The organism is Telluria sp. RB2R28 (assembly GCF_059685835.1).
In genome coordinates, this window is record NZ_JCASIK010000001.1 from 203973 (window position 1) to 227777 (window position 23805).

The window sequence follows — 23805 nt, forward strand, 5'->3', positions numbered from 1 at the left end:
GAGAAGCGAGACAAGTCATTACAGTTTGACGACAACCGGGCGCATCAGATGCGCCCGGTTGTCCGATCAAGGCGCGCACACGATCCTCAGTTGGCACCGTTCGTGCTGCGTGACGCGCTGGCGCCGACCTTCTGGTTGGCGTGCAGTGCCAGCGCCGGCACGGTCGCGCCAGTCACGCTGCCCAGCGTGAACTTAATGACGCCATTGGCCGGGACCACCACGGCGTCGCCGCTGCAACCTGTTTTGGCCGCATTGAGCTGGCCATTGATGACGTTGCAATAGGTGCCAGGCGGCAGGCCGGTCGCCTGCGTCGTGGTCCAGGTCGCCGGGTCGTTATTGATCGCGACAAAGCCCTTGTTGCCACGCGAAAAGGCGATCTGGTTGCGCGTGCCGGTGGTGAAATTATCCACGCCCTGGCCCGATGTGGCAGCGCGAAACGCGACCATGTTCGAGATCTCGGGCCAGCGGTGGATGAAGTCCCATGCCTGGTTGATCAGCGGCTTGCCATTCGCGTCGAACGGGCTGGCGGCTGGTGGCGGCTGTTCGCTCCGGGTAAAGCGAAAGCCCGAATGCACTTGCGCCGCGCCATAGGGCCAGGCCAGCATCAGGACATTGGCCAGCTGGTAGCGCTTGGTGCCTTGCGTGTCGTTGGGAACGCCGGTGAAGTTGCTGGCCACGAGCGAACTCGGCGCGTGTTCGCCGCGTTCGGAATCCCAGTTGTTGATGAACACGGTCGCCTTGTCGCTGGGGATGAAGCCCCAGGTTCCGCCCCATCCGGCGCTTGGCGAACCCATAAACCTGGGCAAGTCCGCGACGGCGGCGCCATTCACATTCTGGAACATTTCCTTCATCGCATAGACGTAATGGAACTCGTTGACCGAGCCAGTGGCCAGATAGGCATTCGCCTTGACGCCACTGTCCGGAATCACCTCTTGCGTAAACCACAGCGGCTCACCGGCTTTGGTCGTGCGGGATACGCCATTGAGGAAGCCGGCAATGTCGCCCGGCGCCATGTGCTTGGCGGCGTCCAGCCGCACACCGTCCACGCCCATGGCCACGAGCTTGTTCAGGTAGTTGCGGATCTGGCCCTGCACATAGCTGGCGCCGGTATTCAGGTCGGGCAGGTTGTTGAGGCGGCAGCTCGTCACCTTGGTGCGGTCGGCCAGGCTGTAGTCGCCGCCCTGGATAACGCAGGCGGCATGGAAGTCGGGGGCGCTGAAATGGGGGTAGCTTTGCGTGGCGGCATTCCAGCTGCTGCCATCGGTGGCCGTGCCGGTGCCGGCGCCGTCGGCCATCTGGTTGACGACCACGTCGGCGTAGATGCGCACCTTGGCCGCATGGCAGGTATTGATCATGGCCTGCAACTCGGCTTCCGTGCCCATCCGGCTGTCAAGCCTGGTGTAATTGACCGCCTGATACACGTCGTACCAGAAGTCCAGCTTGCGCGATGCATGCGGCGGCGAGATCTGCACCGCGCCGTAGCCCTGTGGCCCGAGCCAGTTCGTGCACTCCCTGGCGATGTCGTTCCACTTCCAGCGGAACATTTGTACCGAGGTATCGGCAGGGTTGAAGTCGGCGGCGGCCGCTGGCGTGCTGAACGCCATGGCGATGCAGGCGATGCTGGAGAGACACGCTGCGCGGGGCAGACGGTGCACCAATTGCCTGGTTCGGATGAATTCCACGTTGATTCCCGGGTTGTGACGCGTTGACGATAATGACCGCACGGTGGACGAACTATTTGTCCAATGTTGCTACGACGGAAATTATCACGGAACGTCAGGGCGTAGATTCAGACTTGCTTCAGAGCCAGGCAGCCTGGGCATGGGGGGTTTCGACTTGACGAACAGGGATCGGTCGTCGAAGATTCCGATCATCCAACCACGTCCTGACACCCTTGGAAAACGCCATGAACCTGGTCGTCAAAGTACGCGTACTGCGGCACATCCGGCAGTCTGGCTATCGTCCGCAGTTGGAGGATCTCTCGCCTGGTCTGTTCCCGTTCTGGCAGCGCAATAGTGGGAAAGATTTTCCTGGCATGCCGCACAGCGAGCTTTTTTTCACGCAAGCAGCAACTGGACTGATGCGCTTTTTCGAGGTCGCGGCAGACCGGCGCGAGCCGTGCGCGTTGCCATCGCTGGCCGCCGACTCGGTCTGGCATGCTTGGATGGCATGGGACGCCGTGAATCTGGATCACTTCTGCCGCCGCCACTTCGGCAAGCCGATCGACCATCTTCCCCATGCCATGCTCGATGCGCTGGCACTGCCGCGCGCGCTCGTTGGCTGCCGTGAGCACGAAGACGCTCGCTCGCGGGTACGGGGCTTGCCCGCGTTGTTCCGCCTCGATGCCACGTTGCGTATGCCATATGGTCATGGCTACGCGCTGCAAGACGAGGACATCGTGTATAGCCGTCTGGATGCGAATGGCAGGATGGCCGGGGGCGCACGGCCGCATCCCGAGCTGACACTGCGGGCGTTGCTGCTGGCAAACCTGATCAGCCAGGCAGACTATGCCGCAGCCCTGCGAGAAAAACGGGGGCTGGACACGGGGGCAGGCACCTATTACGTCGGTGATGGTGGCAGCGACAATGCGATGCGCGAGTGTGACGCCGACCTCAACTGCCACGGCGGCGGAAGCGATGGTGGCGATGGCGGCAGCAGCAGTTGCGGCGGTGGCAGCAGTTGCGGCGGCGGCGGGGGAGACTGAGCGCCAGCATGCAAACGGCCCGCTTGCGCGGGCCGTTGCAGCTCATCACGCCAGACAGCGCGTGACCTTCAGTGATTCATTTACATCAAGCCATGTTCTGGTTAACGAAGTCCCAGTTGGCCACGTTCCAGAACGCTTCCAGGAACTTCGCGCGCGCGTTGCGGTAGTCGATGTAGTAAGCGTGTTCCCAGACATCGGCCGTCAGCAGTGGCTTGTCGGTCGTGGTCAGTGGCGTGGCGGCATTCGAGGTGTTGACGATGTCGACGCTGCCGTCGGCCTTTTGCACCAGCCAGGTCCAGCCCGAACCGAAGTTGCCCAGTGCCGATTTGTTGAACTCTTCCTTGAACTTCTCGACCGAACCCCATTTGGCATTGATCGCGTCCAGCGCCTTGCCGCTTGGTGCGGCGCCGTTCGGGGTCATGCAGTGCCAGAAGAAGGTGTGGTTCCAGACCTGCGCCGAATTGTTGAACACGCCGCCCGACGACTTCTTGACGATCTCTTCCAGCGGCATCTCTTCGAACTCGGTGCCCTTGATCAGATTGTTCAGGTTGGTCACGTAGGTCTGGTGATGCTTGCCATGGTGGTATTCCAGGGTCTCGGCCGAGATGTGCGGTTGCAGCGCGTCCTTGGCATACGGCAGTGCCGGCAGGGTGTGTTCCATGATAAATCCTTGTTGGGTTGGAAAGGTTGCAGTTCTGATAGCGGCGCTATTCTAAACCGGATGCAGTAATGTTGCATCCTTGCATTCTCTTTCCTTTGGACAGGATTCCTCAGTCGAGCACGCTCTGTACCTGCGCCACGCCAACCTCGGCGCTGCCATCGGCCAGGCGGATGTGCAGCGTGTCGCGCGCATGGATCTGCGCCGGGTCGCGCACGATCTGGCCCTTGCCGTCACGCACGATGGCGTAGCCGCGCTCGAGCGTGCGTTGCGGGTTGAGCAGTTCGAGCTGGGCTGCCAGGCCCATCAACGCATCGCGGCGGCTCTTGAGATTGTTGCGCAGGCTGGTGTGCAGGTGACGCCCGTCTGACGACAGTTGCGCCCTCAGTGCGCGCATGTCGGGGCGGTGCCGGCTCCAGCGCTGCTGCAATTGCGCCAGAACCAGGCCCTGGCGGTTGATGGGCAGCTTGACCGCATGCGTCATGGCCGTGGCCAGTGCCAGCAGTTTCAGGCGCTGGTGGCCGATCTGCGCTGACGGGCTCAGCAGGCGACGGCTCAGGTTATCCAGGCCCTGGCTGGCATCCGACAGGCGGCGGTCCATTGCGCGCTGCAGGTCGAGCGCGTCGCCGTGCAGCGACGCGAGCCAGTCGGCGCGGGGCGTGGCGGCCAGCTCGGCAGCAGCGGTCGGCGTCGCGGCGCGCACGTCGGCCGCGAAGTCGGCAATGGTGACGTCGGTTTCGTGGCCCACGCCCGAGACAACGGGAATGGCGCAGGCATCGATCGCGCGCGCCACGCATTCTTCGTTAAAACTCCACAGGTCTTCGATCGAGCCGCCGCCGCGGCACACCAGCAGAACGTCGACTTCGCCACGGCGCGACGCCGTCATGATCGCCTCGGCAATCTTGTCGGCAGCGAACTGGCCCTGGACCGGGGTGGGGTAGAGCACTACGCGTACGTGGGGCGCGCGCCGGCGCAGGGCCGTGAGCACGTCGCGCAGCGCCGCGGCGCCGGGGCTCGTGACGATGCCGATGCTGCGCGGGAACAGCGGCAGTGGCCGCTTGCGCCCGGCGTCGAACATGCCTTGCGCGGCCAGCTTTTCCTTCAGGCGCAGGAATGCCTCGTACAGCTGGCCGACGCCGGCACGGCGGATCGCCTCGACATTGATCTGGTAGTCGCCACGCGCGCCGTACAGCGTCACGAGGGCGCGCACCTCGACCTTGTCGCCTTCACGCGGGATGAAGCCGGCCGACTGCGCACGGCCACGGAACATCACGGCGCGCACCTGGGCGGCGTCGTCCTTGAGCGTGAAATACCAGTGGCCCGACGCCGCGCGCGTGAAATTGGAAATTTCTCCACCGATCCAGGTCAGTGGAAAAGTACGCTCGAGCAGGCGCGCCACTTGCTGGTTCAGCGCGGTGACGCTCAGAACGGCAGGGGGCGTGTAGGCGGAGTCGGCGTCGCTGGTCGGGAACATGGTCTGTCGCGAAAAAAACTGAGAGGGCGATTATAGCCGCCCTGGCGAAGTGTCCAGGTTCGATGGCAATCCGGTCGCTGAAGCCGATTATTGCTGCTTTTCAATGCAATCTATTGAAATGGGTTTGAAATCAAGAGGTTGCAGGGTCAGTAATGTCGTTTGAGAGCGGTTTATCCACACAAACTGTGGGGAACTCATTCATAGGGCATGACGCTGCGCGCGGATTGAGCAGGGGAGGTGGATTTATTACAAAACAATGACTTAGGGCCATTGCAGCAGGTTTGATCACAAAGTTGTCCACAGAATCTGTGCACTCCTTTTATTTGTGGCTGAGCGGCTTTTTACGCAGGAAAGTTGTATTGCGAATCCACCCGGTCGATACCAACCAAGCTGCTTAATTTTAAAGCAGTACGATTGGTTGTTAATGAAATCAATGACTTACACTCCTAACTTTATGCTTCCTCACACTCTTATCCACATAAAGTGTGCACAGCGCGAATTTTCTGTGAACAACAGGCGCTAAGGCCGAATAAACGTGGGAATGGAAGGGAATACGGCGTGTTTCAGGCGTGATTCAGGCCATATGCTCAAACTTTAAGCGCTGCGTGTTTGCTGATTAAAATCAATAGCTTAGTGTCATAAAGGAGGTCTTGCACACACTTTTGTCCACAATAAATGTGTGGAACTACACAGCCGCACGCGCTGGGCAAAGTGGTACAACACTGCCTCCAAAACAGGCGTGTAATCGAAACCCTTTGAAATCAACAGCTTAGGTGTTGTTCAGGGGCCTTGCGCACAATTTTGTCCACAGAATGTGTTCGCAACTACAGGCGCCGGCAGCAGCGTTGTCGAAAAAACCATGGTGTCATTGCATGATGGCATCGAGTCATGAGACTGCCATTTTCTTGCGCAGGCGCAGAAAGCCCTTTGAAATCAACGTGCTTGGTTCTTGTCGCGCGCCTTGCGCACAATTTTATCCACAGAAGGTGTGCAGAACTCTACTTGCCGCTTCGCTGCCAACTTGCTACATTGCCGGATTGACTTTTATCCTCTCAGGAGTATCTCTTGCTCGCCATTTTTCAAGCCGCAGGCTGGCCTATCTGGTTCCTGCTGTTCGCGTCGATCGTTGCCGTCGCCCTCATCGTCGAACGCCTGATCACGCTGCGCCGCGAGAAAATCCTCCCACGCAACCTGCTCGACGAAGTCATCCGCGTGCACCACACGGGCAAGGCCACGCCGGACGTCATCAACAAGCTGGAACAGAATTCGCCGCTGGGCACCGTGCTGGCGGCTGCACTGCGTAACGTCGACGCGCCACGCGACGTGATGAAGGAGTCGATCGAGGAAGCCGGCCGCGGTGTGGCCCAGAACCTCGAACGTTTCCTGACCACGCTCGGTACCATCGCCTCGCTCGCGCCGCTGATGGGTCTGTTCGGCACGGTGGTCGGCATGATCGAGATCTTCGGCGCCTCGGCCCCGACCGGCGGCAATAACCCGGCGCAACTGGCGCACGGTATCTCGGTGGCGCTGTACAACACCGGTTTCGGCCTGGCCATCGCGATGCCGGCGCTGGTCGCCTACCGTCACTTCCGCAACCTGGTCGACACCTATATCGTCGACATGGAACTGCAGGCCGTGAAATTTGTCGACGTCGTCCACGGTGCCCGCAAATGATGGATTTTCGCCGTGGCCGCAAGCGCGAGGATCCGGAGATCAACCTGATCCCGTTCATCGACGTGCTGCTCGTGGTCCTGATCTTCCTGATGGTCTCGACCACCTACAGCAAGTTCACCGAGCTGCAGATCACCTTGCCGACGGCCGAGGCCGAGAAGCAGGCGCAAAAGCCGTTCGAGATCAATGTCACGGTCGACGCCAAGGGCAACTACACGGTCAATAACACGCCCGTGGCATTCACCAGCGTGGCAGGCCTGGCGCAGGACATGCGGACGGCGGCGCGCACGCCGGACGGGCAGGTGGTGGCCAGCCCGGTCGTCATCGTCAATGCCGACCAGTTCGCAATGCACCAGATGGTGATCAATGTGCTGGAAGCAGCGCGTGTGGCCGGCTACGACAAGCTGACCTTCGCTGCCCAGACCGGCACCGGCAAGTAACCTCACCGGCCCGCGTCAAGCTGGCCGGCATCCTTCCGCATGGCATCTTCCCTTGAAACAACCCTGACCCGCGCGTGGCTGCGGCGCGGCCCGCTTGCCGTCGCGCTATTGCCTGTGGCGCTGCTGTTCGGGGCGCTGGCCGCCGTGCGCCGCCGGCTGTTCCAGTCCGGCATTAAGGCGTCAAAGCGCTTGCCCGTTCCCGTCATCGTTGTTGGCAACATCTTTATTGGCGGCACCGGCAAGACTCCGCTGACGATTTGGCTCGCCGAGGCACTGCGCGCGGCCGGCATGCAGCCGGGCATCATCTCGCGCGGCCATGGCGGTGATGCCGGCAAGGAGGGCGCGCCGCGCGCCGTCACGCCAGGGTCCGATCCGCGCGTCGTGGGCGACGAGCCCCTCCTGATTGCGCAGCGTACCGGCTGCCCGGTCGTCATCGGCCGCCAGCGCACCGAGGCTGGCAGGGCGCTGCTGGCGGCGCACCCGGACGTTGACGTGCTCATTACGGACGATGGCTTGCAGCACTATGCGCTGGCGCGCGACATCGAGATCGTCCTGTTTGACGGCCGCGGCGTGGGCAATGGCTGGCTGCTGCCGGCCGGGCCGCTGCGCGAGCCGCCGTCGCGCCGCCGGGATTTCACTGTGGTCAATGTCCCTGAGCTCACGCCCGCGCTGGCCCGGGCCGTTGGCGGCGCCCCGTACCGCATGCTGTTGTCCGGTCAGTACGCCGAACCGCTGCATGGCGGGGCGCGCGTGCCATTGGCTGATCTGCGCGCGAAACGCATCGTCGCCGCAGCCGGTATCGGCAATCCGGGCCGCTTCTTTGCGATGCTGCGCGCGGCGGGCCTGGCGCCTGGCGAACTGGCCTTGCCCGACCATCACGACTTCCTGGACGACCCGTTTGCCACCGTGGACGCCGAGATCATTCTGATCACGGAGAAGGATGCAGTAAAATGTCGGCAAATTGAACATCTGAAGGACGATCCGCGCTTGTGGGTCGTGCCTGTGACGGCGCAGCTCGACCCTGCGCTGGCTGAACAAATCGTGGAGAAATGTCGTGGACGCTCGCCTGCTTGATATCCTGGTCTGCCCGTTGTGCAAGGGTCCGCTCGAACTCGACAAGAAGGCGCAGGAGCTGACCTGCCGCGCCGACCGCCTCGCCTATCCGATTCGCGATGGCATCCCGATCATGTGGGCCGACCAGGCGCGCAAGATCGAGCCTGTCTGATCGGCCTGCATGAACTTTACCGTCATCATCCCGGCGCGCCTGGCGTCGACCCGCCTGCCGAACAAGCCGCTGGCCGACCTGGGCGGCAAGCCGATGGTGGTGCGCGTGGCCGAACGGGCGCGTGAATCGGGTGCAACGCGGATCATCGTCGCGACCGACCACGCCGACATTGCCGCCGCCTGCGCCGAGCATGGCGTCAGCGCCGTGCTCACGCGCGCCGACCACCCGTCGGGCACCGACCGCATCGCCGAAGTGGCGCACGTGCTGGGCCTGGCGCCGAATGACGTTGTCGTCAACCTGCAGGGCGACGAGCCATTGATCGACCCGCGCCTGCTGGCGGCCTGCGCCGCGAGGATCAGCGCCGACGTACTGATGGCCACCTGCGCGCATCCGATTCTCGATGCGGCCGACGTGTTCAACCCGAACGTCGTCAAGGTCGTGCTCGACAAGAACGGGCGCGCACTGTATTTCTCGCGCGCCACGATCCCCTGGCACCGCGATGCATTTGCCCAGACGCTCGAGTCGCTGCCTGCCGGCTATGCGCCGCTGCGCCACATTGGCCTGTATGCCTACAGCAATGCGTTCTTGCAGGCATATCCCGCCATGGCCGTGTCGCCACTCGAGTCGATCGAGGCGCTGGAGCAGTTGCGCGTGCTGTGGCACGGTGTGCCGATCGCGGTGCACATCACGGATAGTGCACCGCCAGCGGGCGTCGACACGCCCGACGATCTGGCGCGGGTACGCCTGCATTACACGTCTTGACGCACGCCACAAAGGTATAGTCGGGCCATCTGCGCAGGATCAAATATCCTCGCTGCAAGGGCTTGCGGCTGGCTTTTACGCCAACTTTTGTGGTAACTTCCGTCTCAACGAAGTCTGCGCAATATCAAAAAGATCACCGTATCCGCCATTTTACTTTTCTCTATTTTCTAGAATCTCAGGAAACTCATGCGTCTCATTCTGTTAGGAGCACCCGGTGCCGGCAAGGGCACCCAGGCCAACTTCATCAAGGAAAAGTTCGGCATCCCCCAAATCTCGACCGGCGATATGCTGCGCGCCGCGATCAAGGCAGGCACTGAACTGGGCCTGGCCGCCAAAAAAGTGATGGATGCCGGCCAACTCGTGTCGGACGACATCATCATCGGCCTGGTCAAGGAGCGCCTGAAGGACGCAGACTGCCAGAACGGCTATCTGTTCGACGGCTTCCCGCGCACCATCGCGCAAGCCGAAGCGATGAAGGACAGCGGCGTGAACATCGATTACGTTCTCGAGATCGATGTCCCTGACGACATGATCCTTGAACGCATGACCGGCCGCCGCTCGCACGCCGCGTCGGGCCGCGTGTACCACGTCAAGTTCAACCCGCCAAAAGTCGACGATACCGATGACGTCACGGGTGAGCCGCTGATCCAGCGCGACGACGACAAGGCAGAAACCGTCTCGAAGCGCCTCGAGGTGTACCACAACCAGACCAAGGTGCTGCTCGGTTATTACGGCAAGTGGGCCGAGTCGGGCCTGCCAGGCGCACCGAAATACCGCCGCATCTCGGGCGTCGGCCCGGTCGAGCAGGTGCGTGACAACGCATTTGCCGCGCTGGCCGAATAAGTTTTCCGTACAGTACTACCCCAGCGATCCCGCGCCGGCCCTGCCTGCGCGGGATCGCTGCATTCCGGGCATGTGATTGTCATTACGCCGTACAATTGTGAGCAATTGTTTCCCGTGCGCCGTGTGCGGGTTGGCAAGACGATAATAAGTTATCTGTCTACAACCCTGAGAGGTCTCCCATGAACAAGAACAACACCATCCTCGCCATGCTGCTGGCACTTGCCGCTGCGAGTGTTGGCGCCCAGACGACAGGTGCTACCCAGGGTCAGCCAGCCACGGGCGAGACATACCGTCCATCCCTCGACGGCCAGCAAACCTCGACGCCTGCTGCGCCGATCGACATGCAGCCCAAAACCCAGGAAGAAAAAGCCACGGGCCGGCAGGAGCCATCGCGTCTGAAGGACATTGATCCGGCCACGCATCCGGCGCCGCAGAACGTGCGTCCACAGCCAACGCCAGCACCGAAGACGCAGCAAGAGCAGGGCGTGCAACCGATCGCCCGTCGTTCGGTGCAGCAGCAGATCGATAGTGCAGGGCGTCTGGCGTCGCCAAATGCCCCAACGGTCGTTGCGCCAGCCACCACTGCCCCGACGCCAGTCGTGCCAACGACCAGCCAGGTTGCGCCGTGCATCGGCGCAACCTGCACCGACACGACCGGCGCCACCAACGCCGGTGCCGTGGGCAGCTCAAGCGTGAACAGCGCCGGTCGCCTGTGCAACCGCAGCGGCACCACAGTGCAGTGCTTCTGAACTGAGCGCGCCCATCGTCCCGAACCTTCTTGATGCGCCTACTTTACGTTTACGTAAACGTTAAAGCCGGGCAAAATAGCGGTACAAGAATTTTCACAAGGGACAACCATGCACATCCAGGATAACGTTTTCATTGTCACCGGCGGCGCCTCCGGTCTTGGCGCGGCCACCGCGCGCATGCTCGCCGCGAATGGCGCGACCGTCGTCATTGCCGACGTCCAGGCCGAAGCGGGCCAGGCGCTGGCTACCGAGCTGAAAGGCCAGTTCGTCCGCTGCGACGTCACTCAGGAAGCCGATGCGCAGGCTGTCGTCGATGCGGCCGTTGCTCTGGGCACGCTGCGCGGCCTGGTCAACTGCGCCGGCGTCGCGCCGGCCGTCAAGACTGTCGGCAAGGATGGCGCGCACCCGCTGGACGTGTTCCAGCGCGCCGTCAACATCAACCTGGTTGGCACCTTCAATATGGCGCGCCTGGCCGCCGAGGCCATGGGCAAGACCGAACCGGCCGAGCATGGCGAGCGCGGCATCATCATTAACACCGCATCGGTTGCCGCCTTTGACGGCCAGATGGGACAGGCGGCCTATGCGTCGTCCAAGGCGGCCGTGGCCGGTCTGACACTGCCGATGGCGCGCGACCTGTCGCGCAACGGCATCCGCGTCATGACGATCGCGCCGGGCATTTTCGAGACGCCGATGCTGATGAACATGCCGCAAGAGGTGCGTGATTCGCTGGGCAAGATGGTGCCGTTCCCGCCGCGCCTTGGTTTGCCGACGGAGTTCGCCCACCTGGCCCGCGCCATCATCGAAAACGTGATGCTCAACGGCGAGACGATCCGTCTGGACGGCGCGATTCGCATGCAGCCAAAGTAGTTCTTCAGGGACGTGTCCTGAAAGCATTTCGAAGATGCTGTAGCATGTCTTCGATGTCGGGCGCCTGGCCTAAGTCCACGCGCCCGTTTGCTATTTTGGAGAACCGTTTGAACACACTCAGCAAGCTAGCGCTCGCTCTGGCATTGGCCGGCGCCACGACGACGCCCCTCTGGGCCCAGGATTCACTGCAGGCCGCGCCCGAAGCGGCGACCGGCTACACCGAGAAAAATGGCTGGCAGGCCAAGAAGTACATGGTCACCGCCGCCAATCCGCTGGCGGTCGAGGCCGGCTACCAGATCCTGCGCCAGGGCGGAGCCGCCATCGATGCGGCGATTGCCACGCAACTGGTGCTGACGCTGGTCGAGCCGCAATCGTCCGGCATTGGCGGCGGCGCGTTCATGGTCCATTACGATGGCAAGCAGACCCAGGCGTTCGATGGCCGCGAAACGGCGCCAAGCAAGGCCGACGAGCACCTGTTCGAACGGCCTGACGGCACGCCCCTGTCGCGCACCGAAGGCGTGGTCGGCGGCCGTTCGGTCGGCGCGCCGGGCGTGCTGCGCATGCTCGAACTGGCGCACCGCCAGCACGGCAAGCTGCCGTGGAAGGCGCTGTTCGCCCCGGCGATCCGCTTGTCGGAGCAAGGCTTCAAGGTCAGCCCGCGCATGCACAAGATGCTCGCTGGCGAAACGTTCCTGATCAAGGACCCGGTTGCCGCAGCCTACTTTTATGATGCGGCCGGCAAGCCATGGCCGGTTGGCCACGTCCTGAAGAACCCGGCGCTGGCCGCCACGCTGCGCGAGATCGCCGCCGGCGGCGCCGATGTGTTCTACACGGGCCGCTTCGCGCGCGATATCGCGGCCAAAGTGGCCGCGCACCCGACCAATCCGGGGCTGCTGACGGCCAAGGACATCGCCGACTATCGCCCCAAGGTCCGCACGCCCGTCTGCAGCGACTATCGCGCCTACACCGTGTGCGGCATGCCGCCGCCATCGTCGGGCGGGATCGCCGTGGCGCAGATGCTGGGCATGTTCGAGACCTTCGACATGAAGGCGCTCGCGCCGAAGGACGGCGTGCCGGGCGCAGACGCCGTGCACGTGTTCTCGGAAGTAGCGCGCCTGGCCTACGCCGACCGCAACCGCTACGCCGCCGACGCCGACTTCGTGCCGCTGCCGGGCCGTGGCATCCCGAGCCTGATCGACAAGGGCTACCTGACGGCGCGCGCCAAATTGGTAGGTGCGCGCTCGATGGGCGAGGCCAAGGCCGGTACGCCGCCGGGGATGGAGGTTGCCTGGGGCACCGATAACGCGATCGAGACGCCATCGACCTCGCACATGTCGGTCGTCGATGGCAATGGCGCCGGCCTGGCCATGACCACGACGATCGAAGACGCGTTCGGTTCGCGCCAGATGGTCGACGGCTTCATGCTGAATAACCAGCTGACGGACTTCTCGTTCAGCGCGCGCGACGCCGATGGCCCCGTGGCCAACCGCGTTGAAGCCAACAAGCGGCCGCGCAGTGCGATGTCGCCGACGATCGTGTTCGACCGCGCCAGCGGCAAGCTGGTGCTCGCCATCGGCTCGCCCGGTGGCCCGGCCATCATCAATTATGTCGCCAAGGTACTGGTGGGCACGCTCGACTGGGACCTGAATGTGCAGCAGGCGATCGCGCTGCCGAACTTCGGCAGCCGCAACGGTCCGACCGAACTGGAACGGGGCCGCTTCCCCGACGCCACGCTCGACGTGCTGCGCGCACGCGGCCACGCGATCCGGGTCAGCGAGCAGACGTCGGGCCTGCACGGCATCGAGCGTGTGATGGTAAAAGGCGTGCCGATGTGGTTCGGCGGCGCCGATCCGCGCCGCGAAGGTGTTGCCAAGGGCGATTAATGTAGCCTTCGAGAGAAAGCCGGCCTGAATGTGCCGGCTTTTTTATTTGGTGAGATGCAGATTCCGGAATGCGTAGCGAAGTGCTTCCGGCAGCGTGTCCATGTCGACGTATTGATTCAGGAGTTCGATCCGGAGCTTGTCCTTGCCGCCATACGCAGCAACAAGCCGGTTTGCATAGTCGATCATGAGACGCTGCTGAATGTCGCGCGAGTATTCCTCGGTGAAGTCGTCAGCGGCCAGTCGGTCGGGGCCTTCGTGGTCGATGATGACGCACGCTTGATGTTGCAGCATGACGATCGGCGCATATTCATCGGTGAAGTTGCGTGGGAGGCGCATATCGTCGACGTGGTGCCGAACCTCAGAGCTGTTGAGCAGGTAGTAGACCCGGCCGGAGGCGTCGCTTGCGCTGGCAAAAATGAAGAAGGTGCGATGTGGATTTCCGCCCTCGTCCAGCGCCGGGCACTCCTTGCGTAAGGTTGACGGAAAGGGCGCGAAATGGGTTGTGGCGGGTTCATACCGCAGGCGAAGAACGGCATCTTGCAGAATGCGTGGCAGGGGTTGGGCGCACGGCAATCCGCTCAATGTACTGAACAGGATGGCGCAAACAAGTGGCTTGATCGTGTTGGAAGACACGGCAGCAGCCTCGCTATTTGTTGGTTCTGGATCTGATCGAGCATTTGACGGACATGGAAACGCGCGCCAACGCCGGCAAGTTGGCGATCTCTATTTCGGCAGGCGCAAGTCCCTGAATGTATGGCGAAGCTCGTCGGGCAGCGTGTCGAGATCCACGCGCTGCTTCAGGATTTGCGCCCGAAGCTTCTCTTTGCCGCCGAAGGCCGAGGAAAGCCGCGCGGCGAAGTCGATTGCCAGCCTCTGGTGTATATCTTGCGGATATTCGTCATTGAAAACCGGACTCCTGAATGTTTCTCTGGCATCGTTATCGATGATCAGGCATTCCGGACCCCGGACCATCACGATCAATCCATGGCCACCAGTCGAATACTTGGGGGAATGAGGAGGCTCGGGGTTGTTCCGGATTTCGTACCCATGTAGCAGATAAAAGATTCGGCCCGCATTGTCGCTTGCTTTGGCGAAGACGAAATGTACACCGACACTGTATTCATTGTCAGATAACGTGTCGCACCCGGCGATGGCCTGCAATGGTAGCGGCTCGAAACGTATCTTTGCCTGTTCATAACCCAGTTCAAGGAGCGGGTCGTGAAGGATTCGTGGCGGCGACTGTGCAAATAGAATACCGCTCGTGCTGCTGAGCAATGCGACGGCGATGAGTTGCTTCAGGACGGTAGAACGCATGAGGTGGCCTCTTGATGCGGTAAGTTGAACCTGACCAAACGTCGCGCTGCTTGGAATTCTGGATCCGAATTCGTCCATCGCGTTGCAAGGTTGGATGGAAGACGGGACTCTCGACCGGTACAGGCGTCACGATGTTGGCGTTTCGCAAGACCAGGCGTCGGATGGCAGCGATCCAGCGCGACTGGGGCACACAAGCGACAATCTGCGACAAATTCTTGCCATTTCCATCCCATATTTGCCTCAAGACAAGCAGAATTTGCTAACCTGCTGGCGTGACGAACAAACAGAAAACCAGACCGGGCGTGACAGAAGATGGTGCGCGCGACGCCTGCCGGGGCGGGGTTCTGCACGCCGCACTATGCCGCGACGTGCCGGCCTTGCGCGCGGCGTGACGATGCTGCGCACGTTCCTGCTCCTGGTGCTGATGGCACTGACCGCGCTGTGCGCACCCTTCGCGCGCGCTGCGGCGCCCGAACCGACGCTGCGTTTCGAGCACCTGTCGGTGCAGCACGGTCTGGCGCAGGAGTCGGTGCTGTCGATCCTGCAGGATGCGGACGGCTTCATGTGGTTCGGCACCCAGTCCGGCCTGTCGCGCTATGACGGTTACCGCTTCGTCAATTACCGCACCGAGATCGGCAACCCGCGCAGTCTGGCCAGCAACTGGGTGCGCGCGATGCTGCTCGATCGCCACGGACGCATGTGGGTGGGCACCGATGGCGGCCTGAATCGCTATGACCCGGCCACCCGCAGCTTCACGCTGTACGCGCCCAACGAGCCGGCGCGGCGCGGCGCCGGCAACCGCCAGATCAAGACGATGATCAGCGATGGCCAGGACGGCCTGTGGATCGGCACCGCCGATGGCTTGCAGTATTTTGACATCGACACCGGCAAGTTCACCGTCTGGCACCACGTCCCGAACGATCCGCGCACGCTGCGCGACGACGGGATTCAGGCGCTGGCCTTGGGCGGTGACGGGCGCCTCTGGATCGGCAGCGCGGCAGGCCTGGACAGCTTGAGCGCGGACCGCCAGCGCATCCAGCACCATGCGTCGGACCTGGCCGGGCGCGCACTCCCGGTGCATGCGCTGCTGGTCGACAGCCAGCAGCGGCTGTGGGTGGGCCGTTACGGCGGGCTCGAACGCCATGGCCCAGGCGGGCCGGGCAAGGGCGCGCTGCGCCGCTTCGGGGCTGGCGACGGCGTCGGCAACGAATGGATTACGACCCTGCGCCAGGATGCCAATGGCACGGTGTGGGCGGGCACGCACGACGACGGCCTGTATCGCTGGCGTGCGCAGGGCGATCGCTTCGACGTGTTTCGCCATGAAGTCGCCGATCGCCACAGCCTTGGCGACAATTATGTCTCGGCGCTGTACCGCGACGACGTCGGCACGTTCTGGGCCGGCACCTGGTATGGCGGCGTCTCGCGCGTCGACCTGGGTGGCGGCGGCTTCGCCCGCATCGTCGGGCGTCCCGGCGAGGCCCATTCGCTGGCCGACAACAAGATCCGCGCGCTGCTGCAGGACGGCGACCATCTGTGGCTCGGTTCGTCCACCGCGCTGCACCGGTTCGATCCGGCCACCGGCAAGGCCGACGTGTACCGGCACCAGAAGGACAATCCCAACAGCCTGATCGACGTGCCGGCAGCGGCCATCGTGCGCGATCGCGCTGGCCTCTTGTGGATCGGCAGCCGCTCGGGCGTGACGAGCTTCGATCCGGCCACGCGGCGCTTCCGGCGCTTCATGCTGCCGGGCGACGCCGACGCCAACCAGGTGCGCTCGATGCTGGTCGATCGCGATGATGTGATCTGGATCGGCACGCGCGGTGGCATGCACCGGATGGCGGCCGGCACCCGCGCACTCACGAGTCTGCGGCATGACCCGGGCAAGGCGGCCAGCCTGACGGATGACACCGTGCGACCGCTGCTGGAAGACCGCCGCGGGCGTTTCTGGGTTGGCACGGTATCGGGCCTGGAGTTGCTCGATCGCGCCAGCGGGCGCTTCCGCCACTTCCGCCACGATCCATTCGACCCGAATAGTCTCAGCCACAACGAAGTGCAGTCGCTGTTCGAAGACAGCCGCGGCGACATCTGGATCGGCACCGGCGTGGGCCTGAACCGCATGGTCACGGGACCGGATGGCGCCCTGAGCTTCACGCGCTACACGACGCGCGACGGCCTGGTCGACGATTCGGTGTCGGCGATCCTGGAAGATGCGGACGGGCGCATCTGGACCAGCACGTCGAGCGGCATCTCGAGCTTCGACCCGGCCAGCGGGCGCTGGCGCAGCTACACGGCCGCCGATGGCATCAGCGAAGGCGCGTTCTTCGACACGGCGGCGCTCAAAACGACCGACGGCACGCTGTATTTCGGTGGCTTCAATGGCCTGACTGCGTTCGATCCGCGCGCGATCCACGACAACCGCATCCCGCCGCGCCCGACGATCACCGGCCTGCAGGTGTTCAACCAGCCGGTCGAGAAGGTCTTCCCGGGCCTGTTGCCGGGGCCGATCGAGCATGCGAGCGCCGTCACGCTGCCATCCGACGCCGCCGTGATCACGGTCGAATTCGCGGCGCTGCACTTCGCCGCGCCCGAGCGCAACCGCTTCGCCTACCGCCTCGATGGTTTCGATGCGGGCTGGGTCAATGCCGGCGCCGACAAGCGCTTTGCCACCTACACCAATCTCGATCCGGGCACCTATGTATTCCGGGTGCGCGCGGCCAACAAGGATGATGTCTGGAGCGAAGACGTGGCCGCGCTGGCGATCACGATCGAGCCGCCGCCGTGGGGTACTGCATGGTTCCGGATCGGCATGATCATCCTGACCTGCGGCGCGATCTACCTGGGCATGCGCATCCGCTTTGCGAGCCTGCGCCACCAGAAGGAGCGCCTCGAGCACCAGGTGAGCGCGCGCACCGAGCAGGTCGAGCAGCAGAACCGCATGCTCGAACTCCAGACAGAGGAATTGCGCGAGCAGGAGCGGCGCGGCCGCCACCAGAGCAATGAGCTGGCGCGTGCCTACCGCGCCTTGCAGGACAACGAGGAAGTGCTGCGCCAGGCCAAGGAGCGCGCCGAGGATGCGACGCGCCAGAAGTCCGAATTTCTGGCCAATATGAGCCACGAGATGCGGACGCCGCTGGCCGGCGTGATCGGCATGCTGGGCTTTGCGCTGCGCGACCTGGCGCTGCGCGAGCACACGCGCGAGCAGATCCTGCGCGGCCAGGCCAATGCCCAGGCCCTGCTGGGGATCATCAATGACCTGCTCGACTTTTCCAAGATCGAGGCCGGCAAGCTGACCCTGGAACGGATCGATTTCGATCTGCACGCCAAGGTACGCAATGTGGCCAGCCTGTTCGACGAGCAGGCGGCCATGCTGGACCTGGCGTTTTCGGTGCTGGTCGACGACAACGTGCCGCGCTACCTGGTGGGCGATCCCACACGCGTGCGCCAGGTGCTGGTCAACCTGGTCGGCAACGCCTTCAAATTTACCAACGCGGGCGGCGTGACGATTCATGTCGAATGCCGGTCCGGCGACCAGCAAGAGGCGGGCAACCACCACATGATCCGCTTCACGGTGCGCGATACCGGCATCGGCATTCCGGCGGCGGCCTTGCCGCGCCTGTTCCAGAAATTCGAGCAGGCCGACACCACCACCACGCGCCGCTACGGCGGCACGGGCCTGGGTCTGGCGATCTGCCGCCAGCTGGTCGAGCTGATGGGCGGGACGATCGGCGTGAGCAGCGTCGAAGGCGAGGGCAGCGTGTTCTCCGTGCTGCTGCCGCTGCGCGACGGCGTCGCGCCGGCCCACATCCCGCACGTGGCGCGCGCACCGCACAGCCACCGGCTGGCGATCCTGTGCGCCGAGGATTTCCCGACCAACCAGATCATCGCGCGCCTGATGGTCGAGGAGATGGGGCATGCAATCGACATCGTCGACAACGGCGTCGAGGCGGTGGCGGCGTGCGCCCGCAAGCGCTATGACCTGATCCTGATGGACGGCCGCATGCCCGAGATGGACGGCGCCAGCGCCACGCGCCTGATCCGCGCCGGTGGCCCGCACGACGCGCCGGTGCTCGACCAGCACGTGATGATCGTGGCGCTCACCGCCAACGCCAGCGGCGAAGACCGCGCACGCTACCTGGCCTGCGGTATGGATGCGTTTTTGACCAAGCCGATCGACGAAGCGGCGCTGCACCTGCAACTGGCGCGCGCGATCGAACGCCAGTTGCAGCGCGGGTTTGTCCTGCCGCTGATCGAGGACGGTGCTGTGGCGGCGCCTGCACCGGCGTTGTCTGCGCCTGTGCCGGCCGCACCTGTGCCGGCTGCACCTACGCCGACCGCCCTCGATGCGCTGTTCGGCGTGGCGGCGCCAGCGCTGCCCGTCGCCCGTTCTGACACTCTGGGTCTGCGCCTGCGCGCTGCATTCTGCAATGACCTGCCGCGCCGGCGCGCCGAGCTGGATGCCGCGCTGGCAAGCGACGATTTCGAAGCCGCAGGCCGGATCCTGCACGGGCTGCGCGGCAGCGCGACCTATCTGGCCGAGCCGGCGCTGGAAACCCTGTGCGCCGAACTGGAAGCGGCCGCCGACGGGCGCGACGCGCAGCGCCTGCGCGCGGGCTTGCCGGTCCTGGCCAGCTTTCTGGATACCTTCGAAACGGGCGCCCCGTCCTGACACCTGCTTATAATGCAGGTTCTGACGAATCTGGTGGAGACGTGATGAACGTGCTGGTGGTCGACGATGACGTGGTGGCGCGCATGATGCTGATGCATCTGGTGGACAGCTGCGGCAGCCATGCGATCGTCGAAGCGGACGACGGCGCCGATGCCTGGCGCCAGCTCGAAGCGGGCCTGCGGCCCGACATCGTGTTCTGCGACCTGCGCATGCCGCACCTGTCCGGCCTCGAACTGCTGCAGCGTGTGCGTCAAGACCCGCTGCTGGCGGCGCTGCCGTTCGTGCTGGTGTCGGCGGCGTCCGACAGCGCCACGATGGACGAGGCGGCGCAGGCCGGCGCCAGCGGCTACATCGTCAAGCCGTTCCGCCACGGCGACGTGCGCGTTCAGTTCGAGCGCCTGTTCCCGCCGGCCGACGCACACAACGCGACCGACGCGGACGACGCGAACGACGAGGCCCCGGACGCCGTGGTGCGCCGGCTTGGCATCGACATCGAGCGTCTGCGCCTGTATCTCGATGGCCTGGGGCGCCAGTTGCAGGCGGCGCAGGGCGGCCTGGCCGAAGGCGCCGAGGGCGCGCAGCAGCTTGCACGCCTGCGCGCCGGCTGCAGCATGCTCGGCCTGCACGGTGCCGCCGAAGCGCTCGAGCAGGCGCCGCTGGCGGCTGGCCTGGCGCAGGCGCAGGCAGCGGTAATGCGCCAGATCGAGCGCGCGGCGCGTGCCTGATGCCGATGGCCTGCCTGCCCGCCAAAGTTCCTTGCTGCCGGTGTACTTTGGACTTACAGTATCCCGCGGATGTTGCCTGACCGGCGCTGCCGGTCGACTGCTTCGTTGCTAGCCGGGGATCAAGCCATGAACGACGTCACCAGTGCAGCGCTGTGCCCCTCCGGCCACACCGATGGCTTCGCGCGCGCGCACTTGCCACCGCCCGATACCTGGCCCGACTTCCTGTTCGAGTTGCCCGAGCTGCAATACCCCGAGCGCCTGAACTGCGCGAGCGCGCTGCTCGATGGCGCCATCGCGCGCGGCTGGGGCGCGCGCACGGCGCTGATCGGCGCGCGTGAACGCTTGAACTATGCCGAACTACTGGCGCAGGTCGATCGCATCGCCCACGTGCTGCGCCACGACCTTGGGCTGGCCACAGGCAGTCGCGTGCTGCTGCGCGGCGCGAACTGCCCGATGATGGCGGCCTGCATCCTGGGCGTGATCAAGGCCGGCTGCATCGCCTTGCCGACCATGCCGCTGCTGCGCGCACGCGAACTGGGTGCCATCGCCGACAAGGCGCGCATCAATGCGGTGCTGTGCGCCGATGGTCTGGTGGACGAAGTCGATGCGCTCGGCCTGAAGGTGCCGGTCCTGGTGTTCGGCACACCGGCGCCCGATGCGCCCGGTGCGCTGGAAGAACGGATGGCACGCCACGACGCCCCGTTCCTCGCTGCCGACACCGCGCGCGACGACGTCTGCCTGATCAGTTTCACGTCTGGCACCACCGGCATCCCGAAAGGGACCATGCACTTTCACCGCGACGTGCTGGCCATCTGCGACTGCTTCTCGCGCCATATGCTGGAAGCGTGCGCCGACGATATCTTCATCGGCACGCCGCCGCTGGCGTTCACGTTCGGGCTGGGCGGCCTGCTGCTGTTTCCGCTGCGCGTCGGCGGCGCAGGCGTGTTGCTCGAACGCCTGAGCCCCGAGGCGCTGCTGGCGGCGATCGCCGACTACCGCGCCACCGTTTGCTTCACGGCGCCCACCTTTTATCGCCTGATGGCAGCGCAGGCGGACCGTTTCGACCTGACCAGCCTGCGCGCCAGCGTGTCGGCCGGCGAGCCGCTGCCGCTGGCCACGCGCGAGGCGTGGCAGACGGCGACCGGGCTGGCGATGATCGACGGGATCGGCGCAACCGAACTGCTGCACATTTTCATCGCCAGCGCGGGCGCGGCCATCCGGCCGGGCGCGACCGGCAAGCCGGTGCCGGGCTACCAGGCCTGCATCCTCGATGCCGACGGCGTACCTGTCGGGCCGGGCGTGATCGGCCGCCTGGCCGTGAAAGGCCCCACCGGCTGCCGCTACCTGGACGACGAGCGCCAGGGTGATTACGTGCAGGGCGGCTGGAACATCACGGGCGACGCCTACGAAATGGACGCCGACGGGTATTTCTACTACCGCTCCCGGACAGACGACATGATCATCTCGGCCGGCTACAACATCGCCGGCGCCGAAGTCGAAGAAGCGCTGCTGCACCATCCGGCGGTGGCCGAATGCGCCGTCGTGGGGCGGCTCGACCCCGAACGCGGCCAGGTGGTCGAGGCCCACGTCGTGCTGCGCGCAGGGCGGGTGGGGTCGGCGGGTCTGGCATGCGAATTGCAGGAATTCGTGAAGGCACAGATCGCGCCGTACAAGTACCCCAGGGCCATTTTGTTCAAGGAAAAACTGCCGCGCACCGAAACCGGTAAACTACAACGCTTTAAATTACGCACGAACGCAGATTGAGGACAGCATGCAGGAAGTGGATGGACGTGAACAAGACCCAGCGATGGGCGGGGCAGCCGAGCTGGACATGGAAAGCCGCCTGACGGACGAACATCACCAATCGCTGCGCCTGTGGCTGCGCATGCTGTCGTGCACGACGCGCATCGAGAATGAAATCCGCAGCCGCCTGCGCACGACATTCGACATCACGCTGCCGCGCTTTGACCTGATGGCGCAGCTCCAACGGCATCCGGACGGCCTGCGCATGGGGGAACTGTCCAAGCGCATGATGGTCACCGGCGGCAATATCACAGGGATTACCGATCAGCTCGAGCGCGAGCAGCTCGTGGTGCGGGTGCAGGATGTGAACGACCGGCGCGCGTCGGCCGTTAAGCTGACGTCAGCGGGGCGCGCGGCGTTCGACGAGATGGCGGCCGTGCATGAGCGCTGGATCGAGGAAATGCTGGCCGACGTGGCGGCGGAAGACAAGGCGACGATGATCGCGTTGTTGTCGACCATGAAGCGCAATTTGCGGGTGGATGACGGGGTGTAGCTGGTCCCCCGATTGGAATCGGGGAATGGACGGAAACCTGCATGGATGCTGGTTCGGTTGAGATGGTATAGGGTAGATACCAACGAAAGTACAGACAGACCTCACAAGTTCAATTTCCGAACCGCACCGCCCATTTTTGGATGTGCGCTGGTCCAACATCGCCCTGTGGCCGCTCCTCGCCTTTGAGCAGCAGACCAGCGCTGTTCATCGTCGTCAGCCGCGCATCGTGAGAGCATTTTTAAACACCCCCCCGGACTCAATGCTGTTCGGGGCGGTTTAACTACGTTAGCAAATGCGGCAAGAGGTGGCTTGTATTAGTTTGAGTAGGAGGTATCAACTTTTTTGCGATATTGCGAAGAAATTACCTTGACCTCGTCTGCAATTCGATCACTTTCTGTTTCCAGCGTTCCGATCTCCCTGGCGATTTTAGCTGCGACAGTTGTTACGTGATGACGTTCATCGTGCTCATCAATGTAGTGAGTGGGATGATCTAGCCTGTTCTGAAGTTCAGAAATATAGAGTTGTTTGGTGCGCAGCTCTTGTATTTTTCCGCTAACCCTTGAGAGTTGAATATTAAATGTATTGATCTGTGCAGTCAGAAGACTCGTATCAGCTTGCTGCTGCTGCGCTGACTGACTTTTCTCAAGTGCTGTTTTTGTGGCGGCTAATTCTTCCTTTTGAAATTTAACCGATGCTACTAACCACAAGAAGGCACCGAACGCAACAATCGGATTGAGAATCCCACCCAAGTAATCACCGAACTGACCCCATTCTGCAGGGTCGGACGAAAAGCAATGGTGATGAAACTGGAGCGTGTATGCCCCCAGTGCGATGATCGCAGTGATCAAAAGCACCCATCGTGACGCACCGGTACTTGAACGTTCGGCCATTTTTTCTCCCAAATTTTTTGACTATATCGACTGGGATCAGATAATTTAATGTTTATGCATAATATGTAAAAAGCTCGCCACCTTTCGGGGCGGGCTTTCTGATCCTTCACGCCGCAATCTCCCATCAGGGGAAAATCTACACGTTGCTTGCTGGACGAAATTAAGTTGTGAGCAGGAATGTACTGCTGAGATTTCCTGCGGTCATGTAATTCTTGGATTATCTGATATTTTTCTTTAACCTCTCGATGCCAAATAGCTCTAGGTGGACGAGAAGTCCAGTACCTAGGGATTTCACACCAACGCGGAGAGTAAAGGTGTGGCTAGGGTGGTCCATTACGTCCCCAATCGTTGTGATGCCTTCCGATGGCATTTGTACGACGATTTGAAGCTGATCGCCAGTGTCTAATACCTGCACGTCGTCCGACATTGAGTTTTTCGTGAAGCAGCTGACATGCAGGTTTATACCGAATTGTTCTTCTTTTATGTTTATAAAATCATCCATGCGCAGCAAGAATGTTTCCGAAACTACAACCTTCTTCCCATTAATCGACAACATCACATCTCCAATTTGATACTCGATGCATATCGAGTTTTTGCAATGCTAGCACAGTTGTTACATGGAAACTCCCGCTATCGAG

21 protein-coding genes are annotated in these 23805 nt (G+C 63.1%); 14 read left to right on the forward strand and 7 right to left on the reverse strand.

All coding sequences use genetic code 11. From position 1 onward, the window contains the following. Window positions 1–86 precede the first annotated feature (86 nt). On the reverse strand, window positions 87–1655 hold the full coding sequence (locus tag AC56LV_RS00905; protein ID WP_499555304.1) for an alpha-amylase: 1569 nt from the start codon (window positions 1653–1655) through the stop codon (window positions 87–89). Between the two features lie 251 nt (window positions 1656–1906). Between AC56LV_RS00905 and AC56LV_RS00910 the strand changes: the two genes are divergently transcribed. After that, window positions 1907–2704 carry a UCP032817 domain-containing protein gene (locus AC56LV_RS00910; protein ID WP_499555306.1) on the forward strand — a complete coding sequence of 266 codons (798 nt, stop codon included), beginning with the start codon at window positions 1907–1909 and terminating at the stop codon, window positions 2702–2704. An 85-nt stretch (window positions 2705–2789) separates the two neighbouring features. Here the strand turns inward: AC56LV_RS00910 and AC56LV_RS00915 are convergent, their stop codons facing one another. Together AC56LV_RS00915 and xseA are read right to left on the reverse strand one after the other, a co-directional pair. Then, window positions 2790–3365 (reverse strand): superoxide dismutase, encoded by a 576-nt coding sequence (locus AC56LV_RS00915; protein WP_183550156.1) that lies wholly within the window; start codon window positions 3363–3365, stop codon window positions 2790–2792. Window positions 3366–3474: 109 nt separating this feature from the next. After that, the gene (gene xseA, locus AC56LV_RS00920) at window positions 3475–4836 is read right to left on the reverse strand and encodes an exodeoxyribonuclease VII large subunit (protein WP_499555308.1); all 1362 of its coding nucleotides are present in this window, start codon (window positions 4834–4836) and stop codon (window positions 3475–3477) included. A gap of 1065 nt (window positions 4837–5901) precedes the next feature. Between xseA and AC56LV_RS00925 the strand changes: the two genes are divergently transcribed. From AC56LV_RS00925 to ggt, 9 genes are all read left to right on the forward strand, one after another. Beyond that, window positions 5902–6510 (forward strand): MotA/TolQ/ExbB proton channel family protein, encoded by a 609-nt coding sequence (locus AC56LV_RS00925; RefSeq protein WP_183550160.1) that lies wholly within the window; start codon window positions 5902–5904, stop codon window positions 6508–6510. Further along, a complete protein-coding gene (locus AC56LV_RS00930; RefSeq protein WP_332533441.1) occupies window positions 6510–6947 on the forward strand; it encodes an ExbD/TolR family protein in 438 nt (145 codons plus the stop codon). The genes AC56LV_RS00925 and AC56LV_RS00930 overlap by 1 nt, the downstream gene beginning before the upstream one ends. A 39-nt stretch (window positions 6948–6986) precedes the next feature. Next, window positions 6987–8021, forward strand: a complete 1035-nt coding sequence (lpxK, locus tag AC56LV_RS00935) for a tetraacyldisaccharide 4'-kinase (protein WP_499555310.1) — start codon at window positions 6987–6989, stop codon at window positions 8019–8021. Further along, window positions 8002–8172: a Trm112 family protein gene (locus AC56LV_RS00940; RefSeq protein ID WP_183550164.1), complete on the forward strand. Its 171-nt coding sequence runs from the start codon at window positions 8002–8004 to the stop codon at window positions 8170–8172. The genes lpxK and AC56LV_RS00940 overlap by 20 nt, the downstream gene beginning before the upstream one ends. A gap of 9 nt (window positions 8173–8181) precedes the next feature. Then, window positions 8182–8934, forward strand: coding sequence for a 3-deoxy-manno-octulosonate cytidylyltransferase (gene kdsB / locus AC56LV_RS00945; RefSeq protein WP_499555312.1), 753 nt, complete (start codon window positions 8182–8184; stop codon window positions 8932–8934). 186 nt (window positions 8935–9120) lie between these two features. Further along, window positions 9121–9777: an adenylate kinase gene (adk, locus tag AC56LV_RS00950; protein ID WP_499555314.1), complete on the forward strand. Its 657-nt coding sequence runs from the start codon at window positions 9121–9123 to the stop codon at window positions 9775–9777. Window positions 9778–9956: 179 nt separating this feature from the next. Continuing rightward, window positions 9957–10526, forward strand: coding sequence for a hypothetical protein (locus AC56LV_RS00955; RefSeq protein WP_499555316.1), 570 nt, complete (start codon window positions 9957–9959; stop codon window positions 10524–10526). Window positions 10527–10634: 108 nt separating this feature from the next. Beyond that, a complete protein-coding gene (locus AC56LV_RS00960) occupies window positions 10635–11393 on the forward strand; it encodes a 3-hydroxyacyl-CoA dehydrogenase (RefSeq protein WP_499555317.1) in 759 nt (252 codons plus the stop codon). Window positions 11394–11500: 107 nt separating this feature from the next. Continuing rightward, entirely contained in the window at window positions 11501–13276 is a 1776-nt protein-coding gene (ggt, locus tag AC56LV_RS00965; RefSeq protein ID WP_499555319.1) for a gamma-glutamyltransferase, read from the forward strand. Window positions 13277–13318: 42 nt separating this feature from the next. Here the strand turns inward: ggt and AC56LV_RS00970 are convergent, their stop codons facing one another. After that, window positions 13319–13909 (reverse strand): hypothetical protein, encoded by a 591-nt coding sequence (locus tag AC56LV_RS00970; protein ID WP_499555321.1) that lies wholly within the window; start codon window positions 13907–13909, stop codon window positions 13319–13321. A 90-nt stretch (window positions 13910–13999) separates the two neighbouring features. After that, entirely contained in the window at window positions 14000–14590 is a 591-nt protein-coding gene (locus tag AC56LV_RS00975) for a hypothetical protein (RefSeq protein WP_499555323.1), read from the reverse strand. 358 nt (window positions 14591–14948) lie between these two features. On the opposite strand from AC56LV_RS00975, the gene AC56LV_RS00980 reads away from it, so the two are divergent. From AC56LV_RS00980 to AC56LV_RS00995, 4 genes are all read left to right on the forward strand, one after another. Continuing rightward, the gene (locus AC56LV_RS00980) at window positions 14949–19256 is read left to right on the forward strand and encodes a hybrid sensor histidine kinase/response regulator (protein WP_499555325.1); all 4308 of its coding nucleotides are present in this window, start codon (window positions 14949–14951) and stop codon (window positions 19254–19256) included. A gap of 44 nt (window positions 19257–19300) precedes the next feature. Then, window positions 19301–19981, forward strand: a complete 681-nt coding sequence (locus AC56LV_RS00985) for a response regulator (RefSeq protein ID WP_499555327.1) — start codon at window positions 19301–19303, stop codon at window positions 19979–19981. A gap of 126 nt (window positions 19982–20107) precedes the next feature. Beyond that, window positions 20108–21745 carry an AMP-binding protein gene (locus AC56LV_RS00990; protein ID WP_499555329.1) on the forward strand — a complete coding sequence of 546 codons (1638 nt, stop codon included), beginning with the start codon at window positions 20108–20110 and terminating at the stop codon, window positions 21743–21745. Between the two features lie 7 nt (window positions 21746–21752). Next, on the forward strand, window positions 21753–22277 hold the full coding sequence (locus tag AC56LV_RS00995) for a MarR family winged helix-turn-helix transcriptional regulator (protein WP_499555331.1): 525 nt from the start codon (window positions 21753–21755) through the stop codon (window positions 22275–22277). 314 nt (window positions 22278–22591) lie between these two features. Here AC56LV_RS00995 and AC56LV_RS01000 read toward each other — a convergent pair whose 3' ends face one another. Continuing rightward, on the reverse strand, window positions 22592–23167 hold the full coding sequence (locus AC56LV_RS01000) for a hypothetical protein (protein ID WP_499555333.1): 576 nt from the start codon (window positions 23165–23167) through the stop codon (window positions 22592–22594). Window positions 23168–23384: 217 nt separating this feature from the next. After that, window positions 23385–23723, reverse strand: coding sequence for a hypothetical protein (locus tag AC56LV_RS01005; RefSeq protein ID WP_499555335.1), 339 nt, complete (start codon window positions 23721–23723; stop codon window positions 23385–23387). Window positions 23724–23805: the final 82 nt, after the last annotated feature.